Annotated in this window: 16 protein-coding genes; 2 read left to right on the forward strand and 14 right to left on the reverse strand. The window is 64.7% G+C overall.

Annotated elements, in window-relative coordinates; genetic code table 11:
• Positions 1-36 precede the first annotated feature (36 nt).
• Complete coding sequence (locus ACEN2S_RS00670; RefSeq protein WP_441861033.1) at positions 37-1,590, forward strand: Ppx/GppA family phosphatase; 1,554 nt, start codon at positions 37-39, stop codon at positions 1,588-1,590.
• Here the strand turns inward: ACEN2S_RS00670 and ACEN2S_RS00675 are convergent.
• From ACEN2S_RS00675 to scpA, 5 genes are all read right to left on the reverse strand, one after another.
• Complete coding sequence (locus ACEN2S_RS00675; RefSeq protein ID WP_441861036.1) at positions 1,587-2,024, reverse strand: hypothetical protein; 438 nt, start codon at positions 2,022-2,024, stop codon at positions 1,587-1,589. The genes ACEN2S_RS00670 and ACEN2S_RS00675 overlap by 4 nt on opposite strands.
• A 31-nt stretch (positions 2,025-2,055) precedes the next feature.
• On the reverse strand, positions 2,056-3,105 hold the full coding sequence (locus tag ACEN2S_RS00680) for an endonuclease/exonuclease/phosphatase family protein (RefSeq protein WP_441861039.1): 1,050 nt from the start codon (positions 3,103-3,105) through the stop codon (positions 2,056-2,058).
• A gap of 1 nt (position 3,106) precedes the next feature.
• Positions 3,107-3,790, reverse strand: a complete 684-nt coding sequence (locus ACEN2S_RS00685; protein WP_441861041.1) for a TerB family tellurite resistance protein — start codon at positions 3,788-3,790, stop codon at positions 3,107-3,109.
• A gap of 39 nt (positions 3,791-3,829) precedes the next feature.
• Positions 3,830-4,315: a GNAT family N-acetyltransferase gene (locus ACEN2S_RS00690; protein ID WP_441861817.1), complete on the reverse strand. Its 486-nt coding sequence runs from the start codon at positions 4,313-4,315 to the stop codon at positions 3,830-3,832.
• A gap of 229 nt (positions 4,316-4,544) precedes the next feature.
• Complete coding sequence (gene scpA / locus ACEN2S_RS00695) at positions 4,545-6,689, reverse strand: methylmalonyl-CoA mutase (RefSeq protein ID WP_441861044.1); 2,145 nt, start codon at positions 6,687-6,689, stop codon at positions 4,545-4,547.
• A 138-nt stretch (positions 6,690-6,827) separates the two neighbouring features.
• Between scpA and ACEN2S_RS00700 the strand changes: the two genes are divergently transcribed.
• Positions 6,828-7,385: a DUF4174 domain-containing protein gene (locus ACEN2S_RS00700; RefSeq protein WP_441861046.1), complete on the forward strand. Its 558-nt coding sequence runs from the start codon at positions 6,828-6,830 to the stop codon at positions 7,383-7,385.
• Positions 7,386-7,407: 22 nt separating this feature from the next.
• On the opposite strand, the gene ACEN2S_RS00705 is transcribed toward ACEN2S_RS00700, so the two are convergent.
• The 9 genes from ACEN2S_RS00705 to ACEN2S_RS00745 all read right to left on the reverse strand — a co-directional run bounded on the left by ACEN2S_RS00705 (position 7,408) and on the right by ACEN2S_RS00745 (position 15,173).
• On the reverse strand, positions 7,408-8,322 hold the full coding sequence (locus tag ACEN2S_RS00705) for a hypothetical protein (protein ID WP_441861048.1): 915 nt from the start codon (positions 8,320-8,322) through the stop codon (positions 7,408-7,410).
• Between the two features lie 29 nt (positions 8,323-8,351).
• Positions 8,352-10,355, reverse strand: coding sequence for an acetyl-CoA carboxylase biotin carboxylase subunit (locus ACEN2S_RS00710; RefSeq protein ID WP_441861051.1), 2,004 nt, complete (start codon positions 10,353-10,355; stop codon positions 8,352-8,354).
• A 143-nt stretch (positions 10,356-10,498) separates the two neighbouring features.
• Positions 10,499-10,720, reverse strand: a complete 222-nt coding sequence (locus tag ACEN2S_RS00715) for a glycine zipper 2TM domain-containing protein (RefSeq protein WP_441861054.1) — start codon at positions 10,718-10,720, stop codon at positions 10,499-10,501.
• A gap of 346 nt (positions 10,721-11,066) precedes the next feature.
• Positions 11,067-11,468, reverse strand: coding sequence for a hypothetical protein (locus tag ACEN2S_RS00720; RefSeq protein ID WP_441861056.1), 402 nt, complete (start codon positions 11,466-11,468; stop codon positions 11,067-11,069).
• An 84-nt stretch (positions 11,469-11,552) separates the two neighbouring features.
• Positions 11,553-11,681, reverse strand: coding sequence for a hypothetical protein (locus ACEN2S_RS00725; RefSeq protein WP_441861059.1), 129 nt, complete (start codon positions 11,679-11,681; stop codon positions 11,553-11,555).
• Positions 11,682-11,898: 217 nt separating this feature from the next.
• On the reverse strand, positions 11,899-12,312 hold the full coding sequence (locus ACEN2S_RS00730; RefSeq protein WP_441861062.1) for a DUF6497 family protein: 414 nt from the start codon (positions 12,310-12,312) through the stop codon (positions 11,899-11,901).
• Positions 12,313-12,336: 24 nt separating this feature from the next.
• Positions 12,337-13,869, reverse strand: a complete 1,533-nt coding sequence (locus ACEN2S_RS00735) for an acyl-CoA carboxylase subunit beta (RefSeq protein ID WP_441861064.1) — start codon at positions 13,867-13,869, stop codon at positions 12,337-12,339.
• Between the two features lie 222 nt (positions 13,870-14,091).
• A complete protein-coding gene (locus tag ACEN2S_RS00740; protein ID WP_441861067.1) occupies positions 14,092-14,787 on the reverse strand; it encodes an RES family NAD+ phosphorylase in 696 nt (231 codons plus the stop codon).
• Positions 14,784-15,173 carry an antitoxin Xre-like helix-turn-helix domain-containing protein gene (locus ACEN2S_RS00745; RefSeq protein WP_441861069.1) on the reverse strand — a complete coding sequence of 130 codons (390 nt, stop codon included), beginning with the start codon at positions 15,171-15,173 and terminating at the stop codon, positions 14,784-14,786. The genes ACEN2S_RS00740 and ACEN2S_RS00745 overlap by 4 nt, the downstream gene beginning before the upstream one ends.
• Between the last annotated feature and the right edge of the window lie 75 nt (positions 15,174-15,248).

Below are 15,248 nucleotides of genomic sequence, written 5' to 3' on the forward strand. Positions count from 1 at the left end.
GGCGGGCACCTTCTGAAAGACCAAAAGGACCCGCTGATGATCGACATGCGCCCCGATGACCACGAGCCCTTTGGCCGCCCTCTGTTCGACGACCCCTCCGCCCGCGCGCTCAGCCGGGTGGGGGTGGTCGATGTCGGCTCCAACTCGGTGCGGTTTGTGGTCTTTGACGGGGCGGCGCGCAGCCCGGCCTATTTCTACAACGAAAAGGTGATGGCGGGGCTGGGGCAGAACCTGGCCGAGACCGGACGGCTGAACCCGCAGGGCAAGATCCGCGCGCTGGCGGCGCTGAAACGGTTCGCGCTGCTGGCCAAGGGGATGGGGATCGATTCCCTTTCCTGCGTGGCCACCGCCGCCGTGCGCGAGGCCGAGGATGGCCCGGCCTTTCAGGAAGAGGTGGAGCGCACCACCGGCTTGCATCTCTGGGTGGTCGATGGCCCGGAAGAGGCGCGGCTCTCGGCGCAGGGGGTGCTGCTTGGCTGGCCCGAGGCGGACGGCCTTGTCTGCGACATCGGCGGCAACTCGATGGAGCTGGCGATTGTGCGCAACGGCGAGGTGGGGGCCCGTGTCAGCTCGCCTCTGGGGCCGTTCCGGCTGCAACAGGTGCCGGGCGGCAAAGCCGGGCTGATCGCGCATATCCGCAAGATCATGGCCGGGCTGGCCGAAGAGATCGGGCTGGGCCATGAGCGGATCTATCTGGTGGGCGGCAGTTGGCGCGCCATTGCGCGGTTGGACATGGAGCGGCGCGGCTATCCGATGACCGTGCTGCACGAATACCGGATGGGGCCGCAAAGCGTGGCGCAAACGGTGAACTGGATCGCCGAGAATGACATCATGGCCCTGCGGGCGCGCACCGGCCTTTCGGTCGCGCGGATGGAGCTGGTGCCGCTGGCCAGCCTGGTGCTGCGCGAGCTGATGCACACCTTTCACCCGCATGAGGTGGCGGTTTCCTCTTATGGCATCCGCGAGGGACTGCTTTATGAACAGATGCCGGACCGGCTGCGCAAACGCGACCCGATGATCGAGGCCTGCCGCAGCCTGGAGCGCACTTTGTCGCGGATTCCGGGCTTTGGCAAAAAGCTCTATACCTTCCTGCTGCCGCTCTACACCACCGCCACGCCCGAGAAACTGCGGCTGGTGCGGGCGGCCTGCCTCTTGCACGACACCACCTGGCGGGCGCATCCGGATTATCGGGCGGAAAGCTGCTTTGACAATGTGACGCGGGCGAATATGGCCGCGCTCTCGCATGAGGAGCGGGTGTTTCTGGGGCTGTCGCTGCTGCACCGCTACAAGAATTCGCGTGCGGGCAGCCCGATGGAGCCCCTGTTCCGGCTGCTGGATGACAAAAAGATCCAGAGCGCCGAGGTTCTGGGCAAGGCGATGCGCTTTGGTGCCATGTTCGCGGTGGAAAGCCCGGAAGAGGCCGGGGCGCTGAAGTTTTTCCCGAAGAAAAAGATCCTGCAACTGCGGCTGACCGCTTTGGGCGAGGGGCTGTTTGGCGAGGTGGCCGAGGCGCGGTTCCTGTCGCTGGCGGCGGCGCTGAAATCGCAGCCGGTGGTGCTGCGCCCCGGCGAGCGGAGCACGATCGGCTAAAGTTCGATCTCGCCGTCCGGCCCGGTTTCTTCCGGCAAGGCGGGCGCGTGCGGTGTGGGCGGCGGCGGTGCCCCTGCCCGGCGCGGCAGCAGGATATCGCCATTCGGCAGCATCACCGGCGCGTCGTAATTGCGCAGATCGTCGATCATCGCGAGAAAATCCCGGATCGCGGGGCCCGCCTCGCGCATTGCCTCGCCCATGCCATCGCGCATCTCGCCCAGTTGCGGCCCCACCTCTTCCAAGAGGCCCTGCATCAGCATGCGGGCACCGCGTTCCATCAGGCCGGGCCCCTCCTCGGGCGCGGCAGCCTCGGGCAAAATGGCCTCGGGCGCGGCATCGGGGGACGGGCCCGGCGCGCGCTCGCCCAAGGCAAGGCTGCCCATGGCGAAAACCAGGGGAAGCGCGATCAGAAAAGGGGTGATGCGATGGCTCATACCCCCAATATAGGGCAGAACGCCGGAAATATCACCCGGCATGCAGGGCGGGCGCTGTGGAAACCGCCGGCAGGTTCAGATCCACGGTCACCGGGAAATGGTCCGAGGCCTGCAAGAGCGCCTCGCGCAGCTCCGGCACACGGTAACAGGCGGGGTCATCGAAGGGATGCCAGATGCGCCAGCGCGGATCGGCGGCGCAGAGCGAAGGCGCCAGCATGATGTAATCCAGGAGCGCCGAGAAATACTGATGCGCGTCCGCCAGCCAGAACCGTGCCGAGACCGGGGCGGCGGCGGTCGGATGGCGCAGGGCGGCGGTGGCAAAGGGTTCCTGCAGGCGCAATTCAGGCGGGCCGCCGACGCCGAGCACAATTTCGAGCCCGGAGCGGCCAAAGAGTTCCTCGTATTCGTCGAGGCCGGGGCCGTCGTTGAAATCGCCCATCACCAAGAGGTCATCCCCCGCCGCCAGATCCGCCTCGATCCGGGCGCGCAGCCAGAGGCATTGCGCCTGCTGCTTGCGGCGGTTTTCAATCGCCAGCCGGATCTCAGCGGCGGGCGATGTCGCCCCATGCGGCGCTTTGGATTTCACATGCACCCCAATCAGCCGCAGCCGGTGCCCCTCGGCCGTGGTCAGCGCCAGCTCCAGCGGCGGCTTGGAAAATCGCACCTTGTCCGGCGTGCCATCGGTGTCGAGGTCAATCTCATAGCGCCCGTCAAAGCGCGGCACAGCATCGTCATGCGGATCATGGATCAGTGTCACGCGGTCGGGATCGTAAAGCGCCGCGATCTCTTGCTGGGTCTCATTGGCAAATCCCAGCACCGCCACCCGCGCGCGCAGACCGAAATGCGCCGCGAACCGCTCGAGCATATCGGTGGTACGGCGGTTGCGGCGGGTGTCGGGCGCTTCGATGATCATCACCACATCCGCATCAAGCGCGGTGAACACCACCCCCAGCGCGCCCAGCTGCTCTTCGCGCGTCACGCCATAGCGGGCCGAGGGCTCCAGATCGGGCTGCATCCGCCCGTCACGATCAAAGAGACTGTTGAACCACTCCACATTATAGCTGGCGATCCGCAGATGCATGTCAGGCGGCGTGCTGGTGCTGGATTTCTTCCCAGGCGCGGTTCAACGCCATCAGACGCCCCTCGGCCATCTTGATCGCCTCGGGTGGCAGTCCCCGTGCCATCAGCCGGTCGGGGTGGCTTTCGCGCACCCCCGCCCGCCAGGCGGCGCGGATTTCCTCAAGCGGCGCATTCTCCGGCACGCCCAGAACTTCATGCGGATCGGGCACGGCCTCGGGCACATGCCGGGCGCGGATGGCGCGGAAGCACCGGTCGCTCAGGCCGAAAATCCGCGCCACTTCGGCCAGAAACTCATCCTCGGCGGCGTGGTAGCTGCCATCCGCCATCGCGATGGTGAACAGCCCCTCCAACACATCCTTGAGCACCTCGGCCCCCGGGCCGAACATCGCCGCAATCCGTGCGGCCCAGGCGTCAAAACCCGCCACATCGGTGCGCGCCAGATTGAAGACGCGGGCGGCATGCGCCTCTTCGCCGGGCGGGATGGTGAACACCTGCCGGAAGGCCGCGACCTCGGCCCGCGTCACCGCGCCATCGGCCTTGGCCATCTTGGCCCCGAGCGCGATCACCGCGATGGTAAAGGCGACCGAGCGTTCCGGCGCGCCCTTCAGCCGTTCAAAGGCAACCGACAGCCCCTCGCCCCGGGCAAGGGCGGCAATGGCTTCGGAAATGCGGGTCCAGATCGACATGGAGCCAGCATAAACGCTGCGGCGCGAAATGTCAGCGTGTCACAATGACTTTTGCATGAGCACCAGGCCCAGCCAGCGGCCGAATTTGCGCCCCAGCTCCGGCATCCGCCCGGTCTCGACATAGCCCAGCGCCGCGTGGAAGGCGACGCCCGCGTCATTCTCGGCCGAGACCCCGGCGATCATCACATGCGCCCCCGCCGCGCGGGCGTGATCCTCAACCGCCCGCATCAGGGCGCGCCCCACACCCTGACCATGGGCGGCGGGCGACAGAATGATCGTATGCTCCATCGCATGGGTATAGCCATTGCCGCCGCGAAACTGCGCATAGGTGGCGAGACCGAGCACCACCCCCGCCCGCTCTGCCACGAAAAACTCATGGCCCGCGGCGCGGCGGGCAGTGACCATTTCGGTCAGGGTTTCAGGGGTCTTTTCCTCGCTGGAAAAGGTCACCGTGGTCTCGCGGATCATCGGATTCCAAAAGGCCATGACGGCGGCGAAATCAGCGGGGGTGACGGGGCGGATCAGGGGGGGTGTCATTGCGGCTCCGGGCAAGATTTCCGCCATGATGACGGGCGGTTGCGCGGGGGGCAAGGGGATCGGTGGGGCAGCAAACCTTGCCGGAGGTGATGCGCTGCGGCAAGGTTGAAAAATGGGCAACCCGGGCCCCGAAAAGCGCGCCGGAAGCGGCGTTCGCCACCTGCGACGCGGGGCCAAAGTCCGGCGCGGCGCGGGGGAGCCCCCGCGCCAGATCGGATTATTTCCGCGCGGCGCGGATCAGTTCCAGAATATCGCGCGCGGCGGCGGGGATATTGGTGCCCGGACCAAAGATCGCCTTCACCCCGGCGGCTTTCAGGAAATCATAATCCTGCTGCGGGATCACGCCGCCGCAGATCACCAGAATCTCGCCCGCCCCCTGCGCCTGCAAGGCCGCGATCAGCTTGGGCGCGAGGGTCTTGTGCCCCGCCGCCTGGCTGGAGATGCCGATGACATGCACGTCATTGTCGATGGCATCCTGCGCCGCCTCTTCCGGCGTCTGGAACAGCGGGCCGACATCGACGTCAAAACCGATATCGGCAAAGGCGGTGGCAATGACCTTGGCGCCGCGGTCATGTCCGTCCTGCCCCATTTTCACCACCAGCATCCGCGGGCGGCGCCCCTCTTCCTCGGCGAATTTTTCGACATCCTGCTGGATCTGCGCAAAGCCCGCATCCCCCTCATACGCGGCGCCGTAAACCCCGGCGAGGGTCTTCACCTCCGCCCGGTGGCGGCCGAATACCTTTTCCATCGCAGATGAAATCTCCCCCACTGAGGCCCGGGCGCGGGCGGCTGCCACCGCCGCGTCGAGCAGGTTACCCCCCTCGCCCGCACGGCGGGTGAGTTCGTCGAGCGCCGCCTGACAGGCGGCCTCATCCCGGGCGGCACGCATCGCCCGCAGCCGGGCGATCTGGCTGTCGCGCACCGCCACATTGTCGATGTCGAGAATGTCGATCGGATCTTCCTGCGCCAGCCGGTATTTGTTGACGCCGACGATCACCTCTTCGCCGCGGTCGATCATCGCCTGCCGCCGCGCCGCCGATTCCTCGATCCGCAGTTTCGGCAGGCCCGAGGCAACGGCCTTGGTCATGCCCCCCATCTCCTCAACCTCTTCGATCAGCGCCCAGGCTTTTTCCGCCAGCTCCGCCGTCAGGCTTTCGACGTAATAGGACCCCGCCAAGGGATCGACCACCTTGGTCACCCCGGTTTCTTCCTGCAAAATCAACTGGGTGTTCCGCGCGATCCGGGCCGAGAAATCGGTGGGCAGCGCGATTGCCTCGTCAAGCGCATTGGTGTGCAGCGACTGCGTGCCGCCCAAAGCTGCCGCCAGCGCCTCATAGGCGGTGCGGACCACGTTGTTATAGGGGTCCTGCTCTTGCAGGCTGACGCCCGAGGTCTGGCAATGCGTGCGCAGCATCAGGCTGCCCGGCTTTTTCGCGCCAAATTCCGTCATGATCCGGTGCCAAAGCATCCGCGCCGCGCGCAGCTTGGCCGCCTCCATGAAGATGTTCATGCCGATGGCGAAAAAGAACGACAGCCGTCCCGCAAAGGCGTCCACATCCATCCCGCGCGCAATCGCGGTGCGGACATATTCGCGGCCATCGGCCAATGTATAGGCCAGCTCCTGCACGAGGTTCGCGCCCGCCTCCTGCATGTGATAGCCCGAAATCGAGATCGAGTTGAACTTTGGCATCTCAGCGGCGGTATATTCGATGATATCCGCAATGATCCGCATCGAGGGTTCCGGCGGGTACACATAGGTGTTGCGCACCATGAATTCCTTGAGGATATCGTTCTGGATCGTGCCGGACAGCAGGGCGCGGTCCACCCCCTGCTCCTCGCCGGTCACGATGAAATTGGCCAGAATCGGGATCACCGCGCCGTTCATCGTCATCGAGACCGAGACCTTCTCCAGCGGGATGCCGTCAAACAGGATTTTCATATCCTCGACAGAGTCGATGGCGACACCCGCCTTGCCGACATCGCCCTCAACCCGGGGATGGTCACTGTCATAGCCGCGGTGCGTCGCCAGATCGAAGGCCACGGAAACCCCCTGCTGTCCCGCCGCCAAGGCCTTGCGGTAAAAGGCGTTTGACGCCTCGGCGGTGGAAAAGCCCGCATATTGCCGGATGGTCCAGGGGCGGCCCGCATACATCGTGGCACGCACGCCACGGGTAAAGGGCGCCTGCCCCGGCACCCCGCCCATATGCGGCAGATCGGCGGTATCAGCCTCGGTGTAGAGCGGCTTGACCGCGATCCCCTCCAGCGTGTCCCAGGTGAGGCTGTCCAGCGGACGGTCGCGCAGCTCTTTTTGCGCGAGCGCGGACCAATCGGCGGGTAGCGGTTTCGTCGGATTGTGGGTCATTGGCGGAATCCTTGCATCGGGGTGGGTCGGCCAGAGGCCGAGGCAGACAGCGAACTGTCGCGGCGTTTTCGGGTCTGCCCCTCGCCGACAGGCGTCATCGTGCCTATATGATGGGGTGGAACAGAGAAAAGGCGGGTCATGCGACATTGGGGTATCGGACTGGGCATCTGGGCTGTGCTCGCGGCAGGGCCGTCGTTGGCGGCGGACAGCGTGCGCGCCGAGACCATCGGGATCGCGAGCGAGATGCAGGCAGATGTCGAGCGGGCCGGTGCGGATTTGCCCGCCCCGACCGGCGCCCTGACCAGCCCGGCCACCGAGACGGCACCGCCGACCGAGCCTGCCTTTGCGCCGCTGGACGGCGCGAGCGTTGATCTGGACGCCTTTCTCTGGGTGGCGCGCCCGCTGATCATCTTTGCCGACAGCCCGGAGGTGCCCGCGTTCAAAGAACAGATGGGCATGTTGGCCGAGCGCTGGCCGGACCTCGCCGCGCGGGATGTGGTCTTGCTGACCGACACTGATCCGAAGGCCAATGGTCCGTTGCGCAAGCGGCTGCATCCGCACGGATTTTCGCTGGTGATCATCGAAAAGGACGGCCAGATCGCCCTGCGCAAGCCGGTCCCCTGGGATGTGCGCGAAATCGGCCGGGCCATCGACAAGATGCCGATCCGGCGCGAGGAACTCCGCGCCCTGCCCTGAGCGGAGGCGGACAAGCGCGCGCTCATGCCGCCGCCTCCCCGATCAGACGGGTGCCCCCGGTATCATCGGCCAGTTGCAACAGATCGAAGGCAAAGCGCAGCTGCATCGCCTCCGTCTCGCGCTCGGTGAACCAGTCGCGCGGCGCGGGGTCTGCGGGCAGCGCGCGGCGCAACTGGCGCAGCGACCAATCGGGATGCGCGAGGCGCAGCGCGCGGAAGGCCGGAATATCGGCGGGCCGCAGGCGGCTGGCGTTCACCGATTTTTCCAAAGGCCGCAGACCATCGGTGCCGTTTTCGCGGCCGATCAGCTGGCAGGCCACCTCGAGCGGACGCCCGCGCAGCTCCTCGACCCGCCAGACGAAACGCTCGGCCTGCGGAAACACCTCGCTGACCGACGCCAGCACCTTGGTCCAGCTGCGGCGGCAGTCGGCGAGCGCCGGGGCCAGTTCCGCCAGATCGGGGATCGGGGCGGCATGGGTGCGGCTGATCACATAGGCATAGGCCGAGAGCCAATAGGCGGCATAGTCGCGAATGCCAATGCCGATCCGCACCGGCTTGTGCGGCAAGAGCGCCGCATAGGCCGCCAGATTGCGCCGGGCATTGGCATAAAGGCGGCCTTCCAGAAGATTGCTGCGCATCGTGCCCAGCATGTTTTCCTCAGAAATCAGAAGCTTGGTGATCCCTGCATCGGCTTCCGCCGCCAGTTCCTGCGCAAAAGCGGCGCGCAGGGTCGTCCAGGCGGCGGTCGCCTCCGGGTCTTTTGCGCGCATCGCGGCGCGCAGCGACATCGCCTTGTCGAAATTCAACAAGGACCGCATCCGGGTCGGGCCCCAGATCGCCGTGCCCTCGGCGCGCAGTACCTCGGCATTGTCCGACAGACAGCGTTCCAGCGCTGTCGAGCCGGTGCGATGCGCGCCGATATGCAGGATGATCTCCATGCCCTAGCCCCGGATGTGGTGATGGCGGATCATTCAAACTCCATGATCACATCATCGACCCGCAGGCTGGCGCCCGGCACCGCCGAGACAGATTTCACCACGCCCTTGCGCTCGGCGCGCAGGATGTTTTCCATCTTCATCGCCTCGACCGTGGCCAGCGCCTGCCCCTCCTGCACCTCATCACCCGGTGCCACATTCACCGCGACGATCAGGCCGGGCATCGGGCAAAGCAGATATTTCGACGTGTCGGGCGGCAGTTTCTCGGGCATCAGCCGCGCCAGTTCCGCCTGACGCGGGCTGCGCACATGCACTTTGAGATCGGCGCCGCGCGCGCGGATGCGGAAGCCCGAAGGGATCTTGTCGGCCTTGAGCACCAAGGGCTCATCCGCCACCATCAGCCGCGCGAGGCTTTGCCCCGGCACCCAATCCGAGGTGACCCGCATCGCGGTGCCACCGGCGAAGGTCACCGTGGCCCCCTCCGGATCCGCCGCGATTTTCAGCGCGAATTCCGTGCCTTGCAGCGTCACGACCCAATCGTCGCCCACATGCCGCTCATGATTGCCGAGACGGCCCGAGATGCGGCTGCGCCGGATCTCGGCCACGCGGTTCATCGCCGCCGTCGCCGCCGCGATGCGCTGCAACAGCGCCTCATCCAAGCTCGCGCCCAGGAAACCCTCCGGGTATTCCTCGGCAATGAACGCGGTCGTTATATTGCCCGACACAAAGCGCGGATGGTCCATCACCGCGCCGACGAAGGGCAGGTTATGGCCGATCCCCTCGACCTCGAACGTGTCGAGCGCCAGCCGCATCTCCTCAATCGCCTCCAGACGCGTCGGCGCCCAGGTGCAGAGCTTGGCGATCATCGGGTCGTAATACATGCTGATCTCGCCGCCCTCAAAGACGCCGGTGTCGTTGCGCACGATGCCACCGCGTTCGGTTTCCCCCTCAACCGGCGGCCGATAGCGGCTGAGACGGCCGATGGAGGGCAGGAAGTTGCGATAGGGATCCTCGGCATAGAGGCGGCTTTCCATCGCCCAGCCGTTGATCTTCAGATCCTCCTGCGCGAAGGGCAATGCCTCGCCCGCCGCCACGCGGATCATCTGCTCAACCAGATCGACGCCGGTGATCAACTCGGTCACCGGATGTTCCACCTGCAGACGGGTGTTCATTTCGAGGAAATAGAAATTGCGGTCGCCGTCGACGATGAATTCCACGGTCCCGGCGCTGGTATAGCCCACCGCTTTCGCCAAAGCGCAGGCCTGTTCGCCCATCGCCTTGCGGGTCGCCGCATCGAGGAAGGGGCTCGGCGCCTCTTCGATGACCTTCTGGTTGCGGCGCTGGATCGAGCATTCACGCTCATGCAGATACACCGTGTTGCCGAGCTTGTCGGCCAGCACCTGAATTTCAATATGGCGCGGCTGCGTCACGAATTTCTCGATGAAGATGCGGTCATCGCCAAAGCTGTTGGCCGCCTCGTTCTTGGAGGAGGAAAACCCCTCGCGCGCTTCGGTATCGTTCCAGGCGATGCGCATCCCCTTGCCACCGCCACCGGCGCTGGCCTTGATCATCACCGGATAGCCGACCTGATTGGAGATTTTCACCGCCTCTTCGGCATCGGCGATCAGGCCCATATAGCCCGGCACCGTCGAGACCCCGGCCTCCTGCGCCAGTTTTTTCGAGGTGATCTTGTCGCCCATCGCCTCGATTGCGCCGGAGGGGGGGCCGATGAAAACCACGCCTTCGGCCTCCAGCGCCTCGGCGAATTTCATGTTCTCGGAGAGGAAGCCATAGCCCGGATGCACCGCTTCGGCGCCGGTCTGGCGGATCGCATCCATGATCTTGTCGATCACGATATAGGATTGGTTGGCGGGAGAGGCCCCGATATGCACCGCTTCATCGGCCATTTTGACATGCAGCGCATTGCGGTCGGCGTCGGAATAGACCGCCACCGTCTGAATGCCCATCTTGCGGGCGGTCTTGATCACGCGGCAGGCAATCTCGCCGCGGTTGGCGATCAGGATCTTCTTGAACATCTCAGCACTTCCCCTCCCCGCGATCGGGAGCGGGCGCCCCCGGTCCGGTCTTCTTGTTGACGCAAAAGAAAACGCCACCGGGGCGCAAAGCCCCGATGGCGTCAACCGATTGAAACGCCCCGGTTTCCCGGGCCGACGTGACCTCAGTAACGATTGCGGTTGACGCAGCCCGGAACGCGCAGGTCGTCGCAATAGGTGCCGGCCAGCGCACCGATGGCCGCGCCTGTAAGTGCATTGTTGTCGGTCGCATCGGCTGCAACCGCGCCGACCGCGGCGCCTGCGAGCGCGCGCTCGCCGTCGGTCTGCATGCAGCCCGCGAGCGTGGTGATGGCAAGGGCGCCGAGGATAAGGGTGATGTTACGCATGTTTTTCTGCCTCCTGAAAAGCTGTGTCTTGCCTGATGAACTAGCGCATCCTGCGCCAATAGAAAGCAGGTTTCCGCAAAAATTTGCGCCGTCGCAAAGCATTGCGCGGAGGATTGCCGATCCGGCGAAGTGCCGCCGAAAGCAGAAAAGAGCCTGACCCGAATGGGGTCAGGCCAGAGGTGTTCTGAAGGGTCAGGAACAGGTCGTAGGACACAGGCGAGCGCCGTGCTGTGGCCCTCTCCCGCCCGAACAGCATGCCCCCGGCCGCGCGCGGTTTCAAAGCCTTCTGAAGGGCATTGCGCGCGGTCGGCAAGAACGTGCCGGAGCGGGGAGAGGACCGGCAGGATCATGCCCAATCGTCCTCATCCTGGTCGCCGTCTTCGGCGCCGAAGTCATTGTCGGTCAGGAAGGCGTCGGGGAAGGCAGCCTTGGCGCGCTTGAGATCAATCTTCAGCAGCGCTTCATAGCTTGCCGGATCAAACGGCTCTTCGGCGGGCACGACTTCGCGCATGAAGAGCCAGCCCAGACGCCCGGCGTCCAGATTGCCCCGCTCAAACGGTTCTTCGCCGAAATGATCCCAGAGGGCGGCCATGAAGGCCAGATCCGCCCGGCGGTCGCCCGGAGAGCGATCACGGAACCGCTCGCGGGCGACCAGTTTGGTCACACCTTTCGAGTGGTTGGCGCGGCGGATAACGAATTGATGATCGGTGCCGGGCAAACGCCCCGGAAAACCACGGTGTTTCAGCATGATGCACCCTCCCCATTCAGGGAGAGACGGGCCGAAACACCGGGGTGGAAGGGGACGGGCGCCTGTACCCGCCCCGCTGCCGGATTACTTGTATTTGCCGGTGTAGGTCGGCTCAACGGTAACTTCGGCCGGAGCCGGAGCTTCCATGGTTTTCGCAGCGCAAGCTGCGAGGAAACCGAACAAGGCGACCGCCAAAACTGCTTTTTTCGACATGTTTCTCTCCTGGGGCGGATGGCGACCGGGACGTCACGCGTCCCTGCCTCACCCACCATTGTCACGTTACGGGCATTTTCAAATCGGCCCGCGATCAAGATACCGTGCTTCGCGGTGCAATCACAGGGGGCAAAATCAACGGCTTGAGGTTTTGATAGGCGGAAATCCGCACCGAGAGCGGGCACGGGGGTCTTGGTAAGACCGGAACGAGGCATCATCAGTAAATCTCCCAGATGCAGCGGCCGCCTTCGGGGCGGAATGCCTCGAAATACTGTGTTGTGTCGTCAGATGCGACGCCAAAGGGAACGTCGCGCGCCGCGAGTGAAATGATCACCTGCGCCGGCTGCGGGCCGGTACCGGCAATCCGGGGCAAGGCCCAGCTGTCGCAGAGCCATTGCATGTCATCGAGCGCGGCATCGGTGTCGATCTTGCCGTCGATATCGGGGGCGAGGAACCGGAAGCGAAAGGTCAGCCCTTCGGGGCCCGGCACATCCTGCCGCGTCTCCAGCCATTCGATCTGCTGACCCGAGGGGGCGATGATCTCCTCCGCTGCCACCGGCAGCACCATCACCCCCCACAGCCCTGCCGCCTCCATCAGCGTCCGAACCGGGCCGCCTCGACAATTCCGCATGGTTTCCGCCCCCCAAAGCCGCGCTTACAGGGGAATGTTATCGTGTTTTTTCCACGGGTTCGTGAGTTTCTTCGACCGCAGGCTGGCGAAAGCCCGTGCCACCCGCCGCCGGGTGGAGCGCGGCTGGATCACCTCGTCGATAAAGCCCTTTTCGGCCGCCACGAAAGGATTGGCAAAGCGGTCCTCGTAATCCTTGGTGCGCTGCGCGATCTTTTCCGGGTCGCCCAATTCCGAGCGATAGAGGATCTCGACCGCGCCCTTGGCCCCCATCACCGCAATCTCGGCGGTGGGCCAGGCATAGTTGAAATCGCCGCGCAGATGTTTGGAGGACATCACGTCATAGGCGCCGCCATAGGCCTTGCGGGTGATCACCGTCACTTTCGGCACCGTGGCCTCACCATAGGCAAACAGCAGTTTGGCCCCGTGCTTGATCACGCCGCCATATTCCTGACCAGTGCCCGGCAGAAAGCCCGGCACATCCACCAGCGTGAGAATCGGAATCTCGAACGCGTCACAGAATCGGACAAAGCGGGCCGCCTTGCGCGAGCTGTCGATATCAAGGCACCCCGCCAGCACCATCGGCTGGTTGGCCACCACGCCGACGCTCTGCCCCTCGAGCCGGATAAAGCCGGTGATGATGTTCCCGGCGAAATCCTTTTGAATTTCAAAGAAATCACCCTCATCGGCGATCTTCGTGATCAGCTCTTTCATGTCATAGGGCTGGTTCGGGTTGTCGGGGATCAGCGTATCAAGGCTTTCCTCCACCCGCGCCACATCGTCAAAGAACGGCCGCACCGGTGCCTTTTCGCGGTTGTTCAGCGGCAAAAAGTCGATCAGGCGGCGGGTTTCGGCCAAAGCCTCCACATCATTCTCATAGGCGCCATCGGCGACCGAGGATTTCTTGGTATGCGTGCCCGCCCCGCCCAGCTCCTCGGCGGTCACCACCTCATTGGTCACGGTTTTCACCACATCGGGGCCGGTGACGAACATGTAGCTGCTGTCTTTCACCATGAAGATGAAATCGGTCATCGCCGGAGAATAGACCGCCCCGCCCGCGCAGGGCCCCATGATCAGGCTGATCTGCGGCACCACGCCCGAGGCCATCACATTGCGCTGGAACACTTCCGCATAGCCCGCAAGGCTGGCCACGCCCTCCTGGATCCGCGCGCCGCCGGAATCGTTGATCCCGATCACCGGCGCGCCGTTCTGCATGGCCATATCCATGATCTTGCAGATCTTTTGCGCGTGGGTTTCCGAGAGCGAGCCGCCAAAGACGGTGAAATCCTGGCTGAACACATAGACCATGCGGCCGTTGACGGTGCCCCAGCCGGTCACCACGCCATCGCCCGCCGGGCGGTCGGCCTGCATGTTGAATTCGGTGCAGCGATGCGCGACGAACATGTCGAATTCTTCGAACGAGCCTTCGTCGAGCAGCAGTTCGATCCGCTCGCGCGCGGTCAGCTTGCCCTTGGCATGCTGCGCGTCGATCCGGCGTTGCCCGCCGCCCAGACGGGCCTCGGCCCGACGTGCCTCCAGCTGTTCCAGAATATCCTTCATCGCTTCCCCCGATCGGTCTTTGCCGGACATTATGCGCGCGCAGCAATTTCCCAAAGCAGTTTCAAGAAAATTTGCAAACTATTGCCAGTGATGAAACTGCGAATTGCAACATTGCGAAGCATTGCCCCTGCACACCCCGAGCCGCCGGACTTTGCGCAGGGGCGACCGGGGCCAATCACCTGCCCGGAAAGCAGCAGGTGCGAGCGTCTGCCCGGGGGCTGGTTATGCAACGCCGAAAATATCGTAGTCCGGCGTGCCGTCCCAGACGAGGTCCCAGCTGGCGCCCGGCCGCACGTTTTGCACGGCAGCAGGCTCAAAACAGACGAGGCAGGCGCCCTGTGGTGCGCGCACCGACGGATAGATCAGCCCGCGCGCACCCGCCCGGCGGAGGTGCTCTGCCAGCGCCTGTCCTTCGGGATAGCCACGCGCCGGGTCGGCCTGCAGCGCCGGATGCCCGGGCTCATCTGTCAGATCGCTGAAGGTCCCGATGAAATCGGCCAAAAGCTCCACATAGCGAACCCGATCGGAATAGATGCCGATAAACCCCAGCTCCCGCGTGCGGTGATAGGCCACTTCGGCAACACTGACCTGCAGCTCCCAGGCGCAATACCAGGCGCCGCGCGCCTCGGTGTTAAAGCGGTTGCCGCCGCTGCGGGTATAGGTGAAGGCCGCATTGACATGGCTGTCGCCATAGACCCGCTGATCCTGCGCGCGGCGGCGATAGGCCAATTCGCGCGGGTCGAGATGCAGGTTGCGGCCACGCTCGGCGCTCAGCCGGGCGCTGGTCAGCCCTTCCAGCTCGGCCAGCAGCGCCATCTCCGCATCGGAATCCACCAGCCCGCGCAGGACCGGCGGCTTGTGATAGGTGGCGGGAAGCAACCGGATCAGCGCGCGGTCCGCCAGAGAGGTCGTCTTCACGCGCCGCCCCGCAACGCATCGAGATAGGTGCGCACTGTCAGAAACTGCGGCAATCCGCCTTCGATCATCGTGTCCAGCGGCCGCGCGCCGCCAAACAACGGGCCGGCATTGGGCAAAACGATCCAGCGCTGCGCCAGCGGCTCCGAGAAATACAGCGCCAAGGCTTTGTAGATGCCGGTCAGCGCACTCAGCCGCAGCAACTGGTCCCGGGTCAGCTCTCCCTTGAACGCAGGCTTGCGCGCCCGCTTCCACGTGCTTTCCGACATATCCGCCAGGGCCGCCGCCTCGGATTGCGTCACACCCCAGGCATCGGCGATCCGCGCGAATGCCTTGAGCGCGACGTCCTTCAGCTCATCCCCGGTGTGAATATGATGTGCAAGCTGCATTGCCGTGACCCCCTGTGAGGCAGTTCACCACAACATAGATCATATGGACCAAAATTCAAGTCCATATGATCTTAG

It is taken from the genome of Phaeovulum sp. W22_SRMD_FR3 (genome assembly GCF_052113705.1).
GTDB lineage: Bacteria > Pseudomonadota > Alphaproteobacteria > Rhodobacterales > Rhodobacteraceae > JBGQOG01.

Bases quoted from the DNA above. Each gene is read 5' to 3' on its own strand.
- ACEN2S_RS00725 (WP_441861059.1), bottom strand. From the start codon at position 11,681: ATGTCGAAAAAAGCAGTTTTGGCGGTCGCCTTGTTCGGTTTCCTCGCA.
- ACEN2S_RS00705 (WP_441861048.1), bottom strand. From the start codon at position 8,322: ATGGAGATCATCCTGCATATCGGCGCGCATCGCACCGGCTCGACAGCG.
- ACEN2S_RS00675 (WP_441861036.1), bottom strand. From the start codon at position 2,024: ATGAGCCATCGCATCACCCCTTTTCTGATCGCGCTTCCCCTGGTTTTC.
- ACEN2S_RS00730 (WP_441861062.1), bottom strand. From the start codon at position 12,312: ATGCGGAATTGTCGAGGCGGCCCGGTTCGGACGCTGATGGAGGCGGCA.
- ACEN2S_RS00685 (WP_441861041.1), bottom strand. From the start codon at position 3,790: ATGTCGATCTGGACCCGCATTTCCGAAGCCATTGCCGCCCTTGCCCGG.
- ACEN2S_RS00680 (WP_441861039.1), bottom strand. From the start codon at position 3,105: ATGCATCTGCGGATCGCCAGCTATAATGTGGAGTGGTTCAACAGTCTC.
- ACEN2S_RS00670 (WP_441861033.1), top strand. From the start codon at position 37: ATGATCGACATGCGCCCCGATGACCACGAGCCCTTTGGCCGCCCTCTG.
- ACEN2S_RS00720 (WP_441861056.1), bottom strand. From the start codon at position 11,468: ATGCTGAAACACCGTGGTTTTCCGGGGCGTTTGCCCGGCACCGATCAT.
- scpA (WP_441861044.1), bottom strand. From the start codon at position 6,689: ATGACCCACAATCCGACGAAACCGCTACCCGCCGATTGGTCCGCGCTC.
- ACEN2S_RS00710 (WP_441861051.1), bottom strand. From the start codon at position 10,355: ATGTTCAAGAAGATCCTGATCGCCAACCGCGGCGAGATTGCCTGCCGC.
- ACEN2S_RS00715 (WP_441861054.1), bottom strand. From the start codon at position 10,720: ATGCGTAACATCACCCTTATCCTCGGCGCCCTTGCCATCACCACGCTC.
- ACEN2S_RS00700 (WP_441861046.1), top strand. From the start codon at position 6,828: ATGCGACATTGGGGTATCGGACTGGGCATCTGGGCTGTGCTCGCGGCA.
- ACEN2S_RS00735 (WP_441861064.1), bottom strand. From the start codon at position 13,869: ATGAAGGATATTCTGGAACAGCTGGAGGCACGTCGGGCCGAGGCCCGT.
- ACEN2S_RS00745 (WP_441861069.1), bottom strand. From the start codon at position 15,173: ATGCAGCTTGCACATCATATTCACACCGGGGATGAGCTGAAGGACGTC.